The sequence below is a fragment of the Methylomonas rivi genome, assembly GCF_024505165.1.
Lineage (GTDB): Bacteria > Pseudomonadota > Gammaproteobacteria > Methylococcales > Methylomonadaceae > Methylomonas > Methylomonas rivi.
The window spans coordinates 1-13,211 of the sequence record NZ_JANIBK010000112.1 but is presented as its reverse complement, the minus strand read 5'-3'; the positions used below and the strand labels follow the sequence as shown (position 1 = coordinate 13,211).

Annotated in this window: 15 protein-coding genes; 8 read left to right on the top strand and 7 right to left on the bottom strand. The window is 55.1% G+C overall.

Features of this window, described 5'->3' with window-relative positions:
* From NP596_RS15960 to smpB, 6 genes are all read right to left on the bottom strand, one after another.
* Positions 1 to 380: pyridoxal-phosphate dependent enzyme (locus NP596_RS15960; RefSeq protein WP_256616384.1), on the bottom strand; the 380-nt coding region annotated here is incomplete at its 3' end.
* A gap of 7 nt (positions 381 to 387) precedes the next feature.
* Positions 388 to 1,008 (bottom strand): phosphoribosylanthranilate isomerase, encoded by a 621-nt coding sequence (locus NP596_RS15955; RefSeq protein WP_256616383.1) that lies wholly within the window; start codon positions 1,006 to 1,008, stop codon positions 388 to 390.
* Positions 1,009 to 1,111: 103 nt separating this feature from the next.
* Complete coding sequence (locus NP596_RS15950; RefSeq protein WP_256616382.1) at positions 1,112 to 1,831, bottom strand: DUF2231 domain-containing protein; 720 nt, start codon at positions 1,829 to 1,831, stop codon at positions 1,112 to 1,114.
* Between the two features lie 50 nt (positions 1,832 to 1,881).
* Positions 1,882 to 2,904 carry an FAD:protein FMN transferase gene (locus NP596_RS15945; protein WP_256616381.1) on the bottom strand — a complete coding sequence of 341 codons (1,023 nt, stop codon included), beginning with the start codon at positions 2,902 to 2,904 and terminating at the stop codon, positions 1,882 to 1,884.
* A gap of 16 nt (positions 2,905 to 2,920) precedes the next feature.
* Positions 2,921 to 3,499 (bottom strand): isochorismatase family protein, encoded by a 579-nt coding sequence (locus NP596_RS15940; RefSeq protein WP_256616380.1) that lies wholly within the window; start codon positions 3,497 to 3,499, stop codon positions 2,921 to 2,923.
* Positions 3,492 to 3,977: an SsrA-binding protein SmpB gene (smpB, locus tag NP596_RS15935; protein WP_256616379.1), complete on the bottom strand. Its 486-nt coding sequence runs from the start codon at positions 3,975 to 3,977 to the stop codon at positions 3,492 to 3,494. The genes NP596_RS15940 and smpB overlap by 8 nt, the downstream gene beginning before the upstream one ends.
* A 99-nt stretch (positions 3,978 to 4,076) precedes the next feature.
* Here smpB and NP596_RS15930 point away from each other — a divergent pair, with 99 nt between their 5' ends.
* The 5 genes from NP596_RS15930 to NP596_RS15910 all read left to right on the top strand — a co-directional run bounded on the left by NP596_RS15930 (position 4,077) and on the right by NP596_RS15910 (position 8,126).
* Positions 4,077 to 5,435, top strand: coding sequence for a sodium-dependent transporter (locus NP596_RS15930; RefSeq protein WP_256616378.1), 1,359 nt, complete (start codon positions 4,077 to 4,079; stop codon positions 5,433 to 5,435).
* On the top strand, positions 5,435 to 5,869 hold the full coding sequence (locus NP596_RS15925) for a type II toxin-antitoxin system RatA family toxin (protein ID WP_256616377.1): 435 nt from the start codon (positions 5,435 to 5,437) through the stop codon (positions 5,867 to 5,869). The genes NP596_RS15930 and NP596_RS15925 overlap by 1 nt, the downstream gene beginning before the upstream one ends.
* Entirely contained in the window at positions 5,862 to 6,143 is a 282-nt protein-coding gene (locus NP596_RS15920; RefSeq protein WP_256616376.1) for an RnfH family protein, read from the top strand. Before NP596_RS15925 ends, NP596_RS15920 begins: the two co-directional genes overlap by 8 nt.
* A 395-nt stretch (positions 6,144 to 6,538) precedes the next feature.
* Positions 6,539 to 7,279, top strand: a complete 741-nt coding sequence (pssA, locus tag NP596_RS15915) for a CDP-diacylglycerol--serine O-phosphatidyltransferase (protein WP_256616375.1) — start codon at positions 6,539 to 6,541, stop codon at positions 7,277 to 7,279.
* A gap of 7 nt (positions 7,280 to 7,286) precedes the next feature.
* A complete protein-coding gene (locus NP596_RS15910) occupies positions 7,287 to 8,126 on the top strand; it encodes a CHAD domain-containing protein (RefSeq protein ID WP_256616374.1) in 840 nt (279 codons plus the stop codon).
* A gap of 47 nt (positions 8,127 to 8,173) precedes the next feature.
* Here NP596_RS15910 and NP596_RS15905 read toward each other — a convergent pair whose 3' ends face one another.
* Positions 8,174 to 9,301, bottom strand: a complete 1,128-nt coding sequence (locus tag NP596_RS15905) for a fatty acid desaturase family protein (protein WP_256616373.1) — start codon at positions 9,299 to 9,301, stop codon at positions 8,174 to 8,176.
* Between the two features lie 412 nt (positions 9,302 to 9,713).
* Between NP596_RS15905 and NP596_RS15900 the strand changes: the two genes are divergently transcribed.
* The 3 genes from NP596_RS15900 to NP596_RS15890 form a co-directional block, all read left to right on the top strand.
* A complete protein-coding gene (locus NP596_RS15900) occupies positions 9,714 to 11,153 on the top strand; it encodes a flavin monoamine oxidase family protein (protein WP_256616372.1) in 1,440 nt (479 codons plus the stop codon).
* A gap of 200 nt (positions 11,154 to 11,353) precedes the next feature.
* Positions 11,354 to 12,979, top strand: a complete 1,626-nt coding sequence (locus tag NP596_RS15895; RefSeq protein ID WP_256616371.1) for a type I restriction-modification system subunit M — start codon at positions 11,354 to 11,356, stop codon at positions 12,977 to 12,979.
* Positions 12,976 to 13,211: restriction endonuclease subunit S domain-containing protein (locus tag NP596_RS15890; protein ID WP_256616370.1), on the top strand; the 236-nt coding region annotated here is incomplete at its 3' end. The genes NP596_RS15895 and NP596_RS15890, both read left to right, overlap by 4 nt.

Below are 13,211 nucleotides of genomic sequence, written 5' to 3'. Positions count from 1 at the left end.
GTTGCCGTGGCGACACCGTGCTGGCCGGCGCCGGTTTCGGCGATGATGCGGGTCTTGCCCATGCGTTTGGCCAGCAAGGCCTGGCCGACCGTGTTGTTGACCTTGTGGGCGCCGGTATGATTCAGGTCTTCCCGCTTCAGATAAATTTGCGCGCCGCCCAGGTGTTTACTCCAGCGTTGGGCATGGTAAAGCGGCGACGGCCGGCCGACGTAATCCCGTAAATCGGCATCGAGTTCGGCGATAAATTCCGGATCGACCAAATAGCGCTGATACGCTTCATTCAGTTCGGTTATAGCCGGCATCAGCGTTTCCGCTACAAAGATACCCCCATAAGGCCCGAAGTGGCCCCGAGCATCCGGCATATCGTATTTGTCAGTCATAGTTGTTTTACGTCGATTGATTAATTTTTCTTATAAAGGCAGCCATTTTTTCCGCATCCTTGATGCCCTTGCCGGCTTCCACGCCGCTACTCACATCCAGCGCATACGGCCTGACTTGCTGCACAGCCAGCGCCGCGTTTTCCGGGGACAAGCCCCCCGCCAAAATAAGCGGCAGCGATAGGTTTCCGCCGATCAGTTCCCAGTCGAACCCGCTGCCCGTCCCGCCTTGCGCGCCGGGATGATAGGCATCCAGCAACAAGCCGGCCGCGTCGGCATATTGCGCCTGGATGTCCTCCAGATCGGTGTCCGGCCGCATCCGGACCGCCTTGATATAAGGCTTGGCATACAGCCGGCAGTCCTCGGGCGATTCGTTACCGTGAAACTGCAGGCAATCGATATTGACCTCGGCCAGCACATCCCGCACCCAATCCGGCTCGGCATCCACAAACAGACCCACCACGCTGACGAAAGCCGGCAAGGCCCGGGTTATTTCCGCGGCCCTGGCCATGGAGACGTTACGCGGGCTTTGGGCATAAAACACCAAGCCGATCGCATCCACCCCCAACCGGGCGGCGGCCAACGCATCTTCCACTCGGGTAAAGCCGCAGATTTTAACGCGGGTACGCATAAAAAGCCTCACAAAAAAGGCCGGCTAGAATACCACACAAGCCAAAAATTTCACGATGCAAGCCTGCAAAAAACCTGAAAAATCAAACCCGGAATTTTAGCCATCAATGACTGTGGCCATGATGGTCGTGGCTATGCTCGGGCTCTTCGTCTTCATCCTCCGTCACCCGATCGGCATCCGGTTCGGCGGCGGCCTCGCCATGCTGGTGCAGCGCCGCGGCTGCTTTATTCATTACAGCCACCGGCTCTACCGCAACGCCGTATTTATAAACCATTAAGCCGCCCAAATCGGCGGTAAACGTCAACAGCACGGCCAATATCGCGGCGCATAGCAAATATAAGGTATTGGCGGGGCCGGCAAGGCGTCCCTTGGCAAGCCAGCGCCAGACCGCCAGCACCGAGGCCAGCGCGAATACCGAAATCCCCAAATGCTCATGGTTTTCCATAATCTCATGCACGTCGCCGCCATGGGCAACCGCGCCGGCGGCAATCAGGCCGGCGGCGACCGTAAAGCCGGAAAACACCGCGCCGAAATATAAAAACCAACCCGCCGCCCGCCGCCAGTCGGCTTTATCGGCCAAGGTTCCGGCCGCATCCAGCAGAAAAAACAACGTTAACAAGGCGATCGGAAAATGCACCAATAAAGGATGCGGATTATCCAAGGCGGACAGACCCGGCATCAACTCGGCGAATAGCGCGGATGGCGATAATGCTAGCAAACCCTCCATAAAACTCAGCAAATCCGCCAACGCACCCGCCGCGCCGCCGCCGGAATCGGCGCCGCCATGCACGGAAAACAGCATATTTTCGGTTAAATCAAACATCGGTTCCCCCCTGAAAAACCCGCCGCGAGACTAGCGGGGGCAAATACGGCTCATTCAATCGACAGGCCGCTAGCCTCTAAAGCTTGCGACTTGGTCTCCACTAAAGCATCGCCTTGCTGCTGGATAAACAAAGCTTTCAGATGTTCCGCATCGGCCAACCGCATACCCTGCTGCTGGCCCACGCAAAGCAAGGCGGTCGACCAGGCGTCGGCAACGGTGGGATCGTCGTGCAACACCGTGACCGCCACCAAGTCATGCGTAACCGGCTTGCCGGTGCGCGCATCCAGAATATGGCTATAGCGCTGTCCGTTGACATCGAAATAGTGCCGATAAGTTCCCGAAGTCATCACCGCAAACGGCCGGTCCTTGGGCGCGGTCAATATTTTCAGCAGCCGTTGTTCGCCCGGCAGCGGCTTTTCCACCGCGATGCGCCAGGCCGAACCGTCCGGCTTATGGCCGTGGGTCTTCAGTTCGCCGCCGATTTCGACCAGGTAGTCATGCACGCCCTGCCGCTCCAGAATTCGGCTGATTTTTTCCACGCTGTAACCTTGCGCCACCGACGATACATCCACCCTGACGCCCGGCGGCTTTTGCAGATGGGTATCGTCGACAATTGCGATTTTATCCAGGCCTACCTCGCCGAGCACACGTTGCAGCACGGCCTCGTCGGGCATGGTCAAGGCATCGCCTTGAAAGCCCCATAGATCGAACAAGGGCTTAATCGTCAGATCGTAACAGCCCTGGCTGGCATGGCTGACTTTACCCGCCACTTTAATTAATGCAACTATTTCATCGCCAACCGATTGGCTATCGGCCGATGGGTTGGCGTTAAAACCTTCTATAACCGAATCGGGCCGGTAATTGGATAATTGTTTATCGATCTCGGCAAAAGCCGAGTTCACTGCCGTTTCCAGCGCCTTGCCATCGACAGGCGTTCCCGACCAGTAGCTGATGTGGTAGGTAGTCCCTTGCGCAAAGCCCTCGAATTTGGCGATATCGGGACCGGGTTCGCTACAGCCGGACAAGCCGGCCGCAATCAGCAGACAACCGAGTAATAGGGTAAAAATGTTCATCTCGTAAATGAATAAGTTAGCGCAACAGCGCGGAAATACTTTTAAATTGGGGATGGCTGGCATCGCGCAGCCATTCGAACAACACCGATTCGTGACAAACAATGCCGGCACCGGCTTGACGCATGCGCCACAGGGCGTTTTCCTTATGCCGAACCGCTCTCGAGCAAACCGCATCTTCCACCACAAATACTTCAAAACCTTGCCGCAACAAATCGAACGCGGTTTGCAACACGCAGACATGGGCTTCCTGGCCGGCAATCACGATTTGGCTTTTAGCGCTGCCGCGCAAGGCTTGCGTAACCGCGTCGCTACCGCAACAGGAAAACGCCGTCTTTTCGAAACATGCCGCGGCTGTCGGCAAAGCCTGCCTGACCGCATCGGCGGTATGCCCCAACCCCTTGGGATATTGCTCGGTCAGCAACACCGGCACCTCTAGCAACGCAGCAGCCTTCAATAATCTGACCGAATTGTCCAGCATGGTTTGCGCATCCGCCGGCGGCATGGCCTCCAGCAACCGGCCTTGCATATCGACGATCAGCAACAGGCTGTGTTCGGCGCTCAGCAAACCGGAACGGTTATCGGCGGCATCAGCCATGCTTCATGACCCGCGCCTTTTCCCGCTGCCAATCCTTGTCCTTGGCCGTGGCACGTTTATCGTGCAGTTTTTTACCCTTGGCCAAGCCGATTTTCAGCTTGGCCCGGCCCCGGACCCAATACATGGACAACGGGATCAAGGTAAAGCCCTTGCGTTCCACCGAACCGATCAAACGGCTCAATTCGCGCTTGTGCAGCAACAATTTTTTCCGCCGCACCGCGTCGGGGTTGACATGGGTAGACGCCGACAGCATCGGCGAGATGTGCGCGCCGCACAGCCAGGCTTCGCCACGCCGAATATCGACATAACTCTCCTTCAATTGTATGCGCCCGTCGCGCAGACTTTTGACTTCCCAGCCTTCCAACACCAGCCCGGCCTCGAATTGTTCCTCTATGAAATATTCGTGGGACGCCTGCCGGTTGACGGCAATGGTATTGTCGGTTTGCTTGCTGTCCTTTTTGGATTTTTTGGCTGCCATAGAGTTGCGTCGATTTTTTTAGACTGACTGAAAACGATAATTTTGTTATTTTACCCGACCCGCCCACAAAATAACGACTTAATCACAGAGCTTGGTACCATGACGGAAAAAACCCAATCCATTCACGGCCAATGGTCGTCGCGTTTCGCATTCATTCTGGCCGCTACAGGTTCCGCGGTCGGCCTTGGCAATATCTGGAAATTTCCGTATATCACCGGCGAAAACGGCGGCGGCGCCTTCGTCATGGTCTATTTGCTGTGCGTGGCCGCGCTCGGCATACCGATCATGATCGCCGAAATCATGCTGGGCCGGCGGGGCCGGCAAAGCCCGATCAACACCATGAAATCCCTAGCGGCGGAAGCCGGCGCAGACCCGCGCTGGCATTATTTGGGCTGGACCGGCATGATCGCCGGCTTTTTGATTTTGGCCTATTACAGCGTCATCGCCGGCTGGGCCATGGCCTATATCGTCAAGGCCTTTTTCGGGCAGTTCATCAACAGCGACGCCGGCGAAATCAAACGCCTGTTCGAAAACCTGATGGCCAACCCGGTACAACAAATCTTCTGGCATACGGCCTTCATGATGGCGACGATGTATTTCGTCATGCAAGGAGTGCAAAACGGCCTGGAAAAAGCCGTGCGCTTTTTGATGCCGGCCCTGTTCGTGATTTTGATTCTGCTGGTGGGATACGCCATGTCCACCGGCGCCTACGAACAAGGCATGAATTTTCTGTTCAGCCCCGATTTCAGCAAAATAGACGCCGACGCGGTGCTGACGGCCATGGGCCACGCCTTCTTCACCTTGAGCCTGGGCATGGGCGCCATCATGGTGTACGGCTCTTATCTGCCCAATCATGTATCGATCGCCAAAACCACCCTCTTCATCGCCGGCGCCGACACCGTGGTGGCTTTATTGGCCGGCATCGCCATTTTTCCGCTGGTATTCGCCAACAATCTGGAAGCCGGCGCCGGCCCCGGCCTGATCTTCCAAACCCTGCCGCTGGCTTTCGGCCACATGACCGGCGGCTGGCTGTTTGGCCTGCTGTTTTTCATCCTGCTGTTTTTCGCCGCCCTGTCGTCCTCCATTTCCCTGATCGAACCGGCCGTGGCCTGGCTGGTGGAAAACCGGAATATCGAAAGGCATCAAGCTAGCGCCTGGGCCGGCGCGGCCTGTTGGGCCTTGGGCGTGTGCGTGGTGTTTTCGTTCAATATCTGGTCCGACCTGAAACTGTTCGACAAGAACCTGTTCGAACTGCTGGACTACCTGACCGCCAACCTGATGCTGCCGCTGGGCGGCATGGCCATCGCCATCTTCGCCGGCTGGATGATGAAAACCCAACACGCGGAACAGGAACTGGAAATGCCGGCGGCAGGTTTTCAGGCTTGGCATGTCTTAATTAAATACGTGTCGCCGGCGGCGGTATTTCTAGTGTTTCTGCATGTGCTGGGAGCGCTTTAATGGTCTCGGTGGTACAAAAAAGCGCCCTGGTAAAATTTTCCGCCCGGCAAATGTTCGACCTGGTCGACGACATCGAATCGTATTCCAAGTTTCTGCCCTGGTGCGGCGGCAGCCGTATCCTGCGCCGCGAAGGCAATATCGTCGAAGGCGAAATTCAAATCGCCAAGGCCGGCTTTCACAAATCCTTTTCCACCCGCAACATCGTGGACCCCGGCGGCCGCATCACCATCAGCCTGCTGGACGGCCCCTTCACCTCGCTGGAAGGCTTCTGGAGTTTCATGCCTTTGCGCGAAGACGCCAGCAAAATTTCGCTGGACCTGGAATTCGAAATCGCCAACACCTTCGCCAGCTTGGCCTTCGGCCCGGTGTTCAACCAAATCTGCAACACCATGGTCGGCTCGTTTACCCAGCGCGCCAAAGCCGTCTATGGCTGATGGCTTGATCAACGTGGAAGTGGCTTACGCCACGCCGGAGCGGCAAGCCGTCATCGCCGTTACCCTGCCCGCCGGCGGCACCGCCGAACAGGCCATCCAGGCGTCCGGCATTTTGCGGCAGTTTGCGGAGATCGATTTGTCGACACAAAAAATCGGCATCTTCGCTTCGGTCTGCCAACCGAATCAAACATTAGCGGACGGCGACCGGGTGGAAATTTACCGGCCGTTACAGCAGAATCCGATGGATGCGCGGCGAGGACGATTGCAAAGGTGAGTTGAATGATGACGGTTTTCGAATTTTGTTCAGCCAGCGTAGCCTGGATGGAATGTAATGGAATCCGGGCGATTTTGGCCCGCAACGCCCGGATTCCGCAGAGCTACATCCAGGCTACCCAAAACCATATTCAATCCCACTCGCTCCATATTTAAGCAGCAGGTAGGTCACGTTGCCGCGATAGCGGTTACGTGACATTTCGCAGCTATAAGCTCAAATTTGTCAGGGAACGCTATTGCGCACCCTGACCTACCAGTTCTTTACATCTGCCGCATACGGGCTACGTATTCGCACAAGCCTTACATACAAAGCGGCGGTTTGTCATATAAACGAAATGGCAAGCCCTAAGCCGACCATGTAAAATGAAGGTCAACTTTTCCTTGCTTGCGAACGCCATGATTCAAAAACCCCAGCCCAACCGCCATCGCGGCATTTATCTATTGCCCAACCTGTTCACGACCGGCGCCATGTTCGCCGGCTTTTACGCCATCACCTCGGCTATCCATGGCCGTTTCGAAACCGCCGCCATCGCCATGTTCGTGGCCATGATACTCGACGGGCTGGACGGCCGCGTCGCCCGCCTGACCAATACTCAAAGCGAATTCGGCGTGCAATACGACAGCTTGTCCGACATGGTGTCCTTCGGCGCCGCGCCCGCCATCGTGATGTATTTGTGGACCCTGTCCAGCATGGGCCAGGTCGGCTTGTTTGCCGCCTTCGTGCACATGGCCGGCGGCGCCCTGCGGCTGGCCCGTTTCAATACCCAGGTGGAAGTGGCCGACAAACGCTATTTTCAAGGCTTGCCCAGCCCGGCGGCGGCGGCGATTCTGGCCGGCGGCCTGTGGTTTTGCGTGGAAAACGGTTATGAGGTGGAAAACTTCAAGTACGTGGTACTGATCGCCACCATCGCCACCGGCCTGTTAATGGTCAGCAACTTCCGCTATTCCAGCTTCAAGGAAATCGACTTTAAAAACAAAGTGCCGTTTATCGTCACCATCCTGGCCATGCTGGCGGTAAGCTTTGTGATGGCGCAACCGCAACGCATGTTGTTTCTGCTTTCCGTGGCTTATGCCGCATCCGGGCCCATCGTGACCCTGGTGATGCGCAAAAAACGCCTGCAAAGCCGTAAATCCTGACCTTGTCATGCATGACGGCAAACAGCTACTGGCAAGTTTCGATACACTGTGGCAAAAACACGCAAAACGCCTGGCCCATTGCCAACAAAGCGCCAGCGAAGAAGCCGTCCATAAATTACGCATCAGTTGCCGGCGCCTGCTGGCTTTAATTCAATTGCTGCAGGCCCTTGCTCCCCAACCCGCCCTGCGAAAACTGCGTAAGAGCCTGAAAGCCCAGCTCGACAGTTTTGACGAATTGCGCGACACGCAGGTGATGTTGCTGAAAGTATCCGCCAGCCTCGATGCCCTGCCCGAACTAGCGGCGTATCAGCGTTACCTGCAACTCAACGAGCAGCGGCTGCTGATACAAACCCCCGTCATCCTGCAAAATCTGAACAGCGCTGAATTGCAACCGTTAATGGACAAGGCCTGGAAGGAAATGCGCGAAGCACTGGGGAAAACCGCATTAAAACCGCACATTCTTTCCGCCATAGACGTGAGTTTCCACAGCGCGCTGGAACGTTATCGGCTGATAAACCCCGACACTCCCGAAACCCTGCATCATTTGCGGGTCGCGGTCAAAAAGCTCCGCTACATGCTGGCCGCGTCGCACGATCTGCTGCCCGAGCTGCCGGACGATCATCTGGAACGCATACAAACCTACTTGACCCGCATGGGCGAAATTCAAAATTCCTGCGTGTTATTGGATAACCTCAACCGCTTTTTCGGCCATCAGCCGCCGCCGGCCGTACGCACCTACTTCGAGCAATGCCATCAAGCCTTGCTGGACGACTACATGAAGCACGGCAGCGAGATTTTGCAATTCTGGCGGCCCGCCGCCTACGCGCCCTTTCCCTGGTCCGACTGATTGACGGCGCCAAGCCAAGCCCGGTTTCCTTGCTTGGCGTTTGCGGCCTATGCCGGCGCTACCGGCTTGAGCATGGATGTTTTGCCCACCATAATATCCACCGCTTTCAACAGCCGCTTGAAGATGGAATCCTGGCAATAAGGAATATTGTGCTTTTCGCACAGGGCTTTAACCCGCGGCTGCAACTTTTGATACTGGCTTAACGGCATGTCCGGCCACAAATGGTGTTCGATTTGATAGTTCAGCCAGCCATAGAAAAAGTCGTTGAAGTTGGAACCGGTGGGATAATTCACCGACCCCAGTATCTGCCGCAAGTAAAACTCGCCCTTACTGTCGGATTTCGTATCGAACGCCATCACGTCGTCGCCGGCGTGATTGGGCATCATCACCAGAAAACTGTGCATATTGGTGAAGATTTCCGCCAGCATGGAATTGAGCAGCACGCTGGTAGCGGCAAAAGCGCCCAACGGCAAAAACAGTAACGGAATCAATACAAACCGATAGCCGATATAAGGCAATACGCTTTGCAGCCACAACGAGCGGCCTTGCGGAGTGAACCAGCTCCAGGCGCCGACGCGGGTCATCTCCGGGGCGGGGCGGCCTTGTTGGCGGGCGGCATTAAGCGCCAGTTCCTTATGGGTGCGCGGAGTGTAATAACTGATCTTCCAGATGCCGGAAAAAAACGCCACGATGGCATAACGCAACCACATCGGCAGCTTGGATTGCCGCAGCCATTCCATGTTGTACTCGGCGTTGTTGGGATCGGTTGTCTCTCCCAAGTTATAGTGGTGCAGCAGGTCGTGCTCGTGATGCCATCCGGGCAGGGTCATCCAATCCGGCCAATCGATAAAGCGCCGCCAGCCACGGCCAAAGGTTTTGCTGGTGTAGTTTTTGCCGGCCGCCGAATTTTTGTCGTAGCCTTTGTGCACGATGGGGTGGGCGACTTGCGTCCAGCGGGTGAAACTGCCCTGGCTGATCAGCAAGGCGGAAACCGGATTGGGCAGCAGCCAGGCGGTGCCGTAGCCGATGATCGAGCAGATTTGCCCCCAACGCTCCATGCTTTTTAAATGCTTAAAATCGTCAGGGCCGATATCGGCCAAGGCTTGCCGATGGAGCTGGTCAATATCTTTTGCCAATTGCGCGCGATCGACTGTCTGGTAACTGTGTAAACTCAAAGCGGGTGGCCTCAATGTGCAAGGGTGGGTATTGAAATGTGTCGCCGCTACCCCAGCATTGCCGGCCCGCGACGGTTGCGGCGCGGATATTCTCCGGGCAAAAAAAAGGGCCTACGTTTTAGCGTAAACCCCTGATTTATTTAACTCACCCGGACGAGCCCGAACCCCGGTTCCGGTGGTGAACGGAACGGCGGCCGGTAGAAATTTTGGTTTAGTAACTTGTGGGAATTGTAGCATACCCCGGGCCGGCCCAAGCCGCCGATTTGCAGACCATGCCTATTCCGGCATGCCGCGCCCGATCTCCGGCCGGAGGATTCGGCAAGCTATAACATTGACGCGGTCGCTGGAAACCCCGGTTTCTGCTAAATTGAAATCCCAATATCAACCTACCGGCACCGATAAGGGAGTTCCCATGTTTAACAAACCGTCATGCCGTCTTGTGCTTTGGGCGCTGGCCGCGCTTGCCCTCCTCCGCCCTCTCGCGGCCTCCGCGCAAGAACCAAGCGCGGACGTGGTCATTGTCGGCGCGGGTCTTTCCGGGCTTAGCGCGGCTTACTATTTAAAAAAAGCCGGTAAGTCCTGCGTTATTCTGGAAATGAGCCCGCACATAGGCGGGCGGATTCGCACGGCGAATTATGCCGGGCAAGCGCATGCCGAAATCGGTCTGGAGGAATTTTGGGAAAACAATCCCGCCATTCAGATACTGCAAGAACTCAAGGTTCCGCTTGAATCGTCCTACTCCAGTTTTTCCAGCCTCTACCGTCAAGGCCGGATTTATCCCTTTACCCAGTCCGACAACTTCGGCTTTCTGCAATCCGTGCTTGACGCAGACGAGGTAAAAGCCTACCAAGCATGGGACAAGACCATGGCGGAGCTTTACCGCCAACTGGAGCAACGCCCCTTGCCTCAATCCCTATTGGCGCTGAAAGAGCTGTCGTTTGCCGAATGGCTGCGGACAACCAGCGGCTTATCCGCTAAAGCCTTGGACTTCGTCCGCATCGAGACGGAACCGGAATACGCCACCTCATGGGACAAAATCAGCGCACTGGATGGCATCGCCGAGTGGCATTTGTTTTCGGGACAGGGTTTAACCCCCCGGCACGTGGTCGGCGGCAATCAGCATGCGGCGCGGGCCATCGCCGATTTCATCGGCTATGAGCATATCCGCCTCAATCAATTGGTCACCCATATCGAAGCGGACGATAACGGCGTGGAAATCACCGCTATCGACCAAAGCGACTTTCAACAGCGGATTTTCCGTGCCCGCCACGCCATCACAGCCATACCTCTGTTCAGGCTGAACGATATTCAGTTCAGCCCGCCACTGTCGCCGGAAAGAATCGAGGCCATAAAAACCCAGGCCTCCGGCGCTTACTTTACCGCCCACGTTTTGCTGGACAACCGCGCCAGCCGTTTTTGGACGCAAGATCAAGAAAGCATTTTGCCGATTTTATCCGACGGGCCGCTGGGCGTCATTTACGAGGGCCATACGGCCGCCAATCGGGACGCGCTGTTGAATCTATTGATAAGCGGGAGCCATGCCGAACGCTTCAACGCCCGCGGCGACACGCCGGAAGAAACCAAGGCGATTCTATCAACCGCATTGGAAAAACTTTGGCCGGGCATTGGCGCGATGATCAAGCAAATGACCTTCTACCGTTACCACCCCCGCGCCATTGCCGCCTGGCCCGTGGGCCGCTCCCGTTTTGACGGCCTTTCCGAATCGTTGAGGCAACCTCAAGGCAGGGTGTATTTTGCCGGCGACTTTACCGAAGACACACACTCCAACGGCGCCGTAAATGCCGCGATTCGGGCGGTGAACGGTATTCTTCAAGAGGCGGAAGCCGATTAGGCGGTCGAATTTCGGCATGCGCGCCCTACGCAGGTTAAATTCAGTACCGCCGGCAAAACGGAAAACGCATTGAAAGCCTGATCCGCCGAACTCCGCAAACATTGGCAACACGACGCGCCAACGCTATATTCCTGTACCATTATCGCCTCGGCTGCCGCGGCTTGCAGGCCAAGCACAGAAACATAAAAAGGAAACCGTTAATGGCCAAAGCCAAAAAAATCGTCAAAGAAGAAGCGCTGGAAACTCAACTCTGGAAAGCCGCCGACAAGCTGCGCAAAAACATAGACGCCGCCGAATACAAGCACGTCGTACTCGGGCTGATTTTTCTCAAATACATTTCCGATGCGTTTGAAGAAATGTTCGCCAAGCTGCAAGCCGGCGAAGGCGAATACGCCGGCGCCGATCCGGAAGACAAGGACGAATACCAAGCGGAAAACATTTTCTTTGTGCCTGCCGAAGCCCGTTGGTCGTTTTTATTAGCCAAAGCCAAGCAACCGGATATTGGCACCTTTGTTGACGGTGCGATGGATGCGATCGAAAAAGAAAATCCGTCGTTAAAAGGCGTTTTACCCAAAGTCTTCGCCCGGCAAAATCTCGATCCTACCAGCCTGGGCGGTTTGATCGATTTGGTCGGCAACATTGCGCTAGGCGATGCCAAAGCCCGTAGCGCCGATGTGCTGGGCCATGTGTTTGAATATTTTCTCGGCGAATTCGCACTGGCGGAAGGTAAGCAAGGCGGCCAGTTCTATACACCGCGCAGCATCGTTGAATTATTGGTTGCGATGCTGGAACCGTATAAAGGCCGGGTGTTTGATCCTTGTTGCGGTTCCGGCGGTATGTTCGTGCAATCGGAAAAATTCGTTGAAGAGCATCAAGGCCGCATCAACGACATTTCCATTTATGGCCAGGAAAGCAATCAAACCACTTGGCGACTAGCCAAAATGAATCTGGCGATTCGCGGTATAGACAGTTCGCAAGTCAAATGGAACAACGAAGGCTCGTTTCTGAACGATGCGCATAAAGACCTAAAAGCGGATTTCATTATTGCCAATCCGCCGTTCAATGTCAGCGATTGGAGCGGGGAACTGTTGCGTACCGATGGCCGTTGGCAATACGGCACACCGCCTGCGGGCAATGCCAACTTTGCTTGGCTACAACATTTTATCTATCACTTGTCGCCCACCGGCAAAGCGGGTGTGGTTCTGGCTAAAGGCGCATTGACCAGTAAGACCAGTGGCGAAGGCGAGATTCGCAAAAGCCTGATTGCGGACGGCAACTTGATTGACTGTATCGTCAACTGTCCTGCCAAGTTGTTTTTGAATACGCAAATCCCCGCCGCGTTATGGTTTATGAACCGCGCTCGACAACAACCCTCTCCCTCGGGGAGAGGGCAGGGTGAGGGTGAATATCCGCGTAAAAACGAAATTTTGTTTATAGATGCGCGTAACTTGGGCCATTTAATCAACCGTCGTACTCGTGAACTCTCGCATCAGGACATTCAACAAATTGCGGATACTTATCATGCGTGGCGTTCCGTAGGGGCGGATTGCATCCGCCCTGGAAATGACAATTGTGCAAAAGGGGCGCATGCAATGCGCCCCTACGAAGATATACCCGGATTTTGTAAATCAGTGCCGTTAGAACGTGTCGCAGAACTGGATTACGTTTTAACCCCAGGTCGTTATGTGGGATTGCCGGATGAAGAAGACGATTTTAATTTCGCTGAACGCTTTGCTGCTTTGAAAGCGGAGTTTGAAGCGCAGTTACTGGAAGAAGCTCAACTTAATCTGGCGATTGCTGAGAATTTAGCTAAGGTGAAAATATGAGTCTGGAATGGGTTGAATCAACACTCGGTTCACTGCTTGCAAAAAAAGGATATATAAGGGGACCCTTTGGTTCGTCTTTAAAACGGGGTGAAATGCAAGATTATGGCATCCCTGTCTATGAGCAGAAAAATGCAATATACAACGTAAGAGACTTTAGATTTTTTATTGGTAACGACAAGTTTGAGAAACTGAAAAGATTTCAAGTAAAAACAAACGATTTAATAATTAGTTG

Coding starts and splice junctions, on each gene's coding strand:
- NP596_RS15940 (WP_256616380.1), bottom strand. CDS start 3,499: ATGGCTGATGCCGCCGATAACCGTTCCGGTTTGCTGAGCGCCGAACAC.
- NP596_RS15895 (WP_256616371.1), top strand. CDS start 11,354: ATGGCCAAAGCCAAAAAAATCGTCAAAGAAGAAGCGCTGGAAACTCAA.
- NP596_RS15900 (WP_256616372.1), top strand. CDS start 9,714: ATGTTTAACAAACCGTCATGCCGTCTTGTGCTTTGGGCGCTGGCCGCG.
- NP596_RS15955 (WP_256616383.1), bottom strand. CDS start 1,008: ATGCGTACCCGCGTTAAAATCTGCGGCTTTACCCGAGTGGAAGATGCG.
- pssA (WP_256616375.1), top strand. CDS start 6,539: ATGATTCAAAAACCCCAGCCCAACCGCCATCGCGGCATTTATCTATTG.
- NP596_RS15920 (WP_256616376.1), top strand. CDS start 5,862: ATGGCTGATGGCTTGATCAACGTGGAAGTGGCTTACGCCACGCCGGAG.
- NP596_RS15910 (WP_256616374.1), top strand. CDS start 7,287: ATGCATGACGGCAAACAGCTACTGGCAAGTTTCGATACACTGTGGCAA.
- NP596_RS15930 (WP_256616378.1), top strand. CDS start 4,077: ATGACGGAAAAAACCCAATCCATTCACGGCCAATGGTCGTCGCGTTTC.
- NP596_RS15945 (WP_256616381.1), bottom strand. CDS start 2,904: ATGAACATTTTTACCCTATTACTCGGTTGTCTGCTGATTGCGGCCGGC.
- NP596_RS15925 (WP_256616377.1), top strand. CDS start 5,435: ATGGTCTCGGTGGTACAAAAAAGCGCCCTGGTAAAATTTTCCGCCCGG.
- smpB (WP_256616379.1), bottom strand. CDS start 3,977: ATGGCAGCCAAAAAATCCAAAAAGGACAGCAAGCAAACCGACAATACC.
- NP596_RS15950 (WP_256616382.1), bottom strand. CDS start 1,831: ATGTTTGATTTAACCGAAAATATGCTGTTTTCCGTGCATGGCGGCGCC.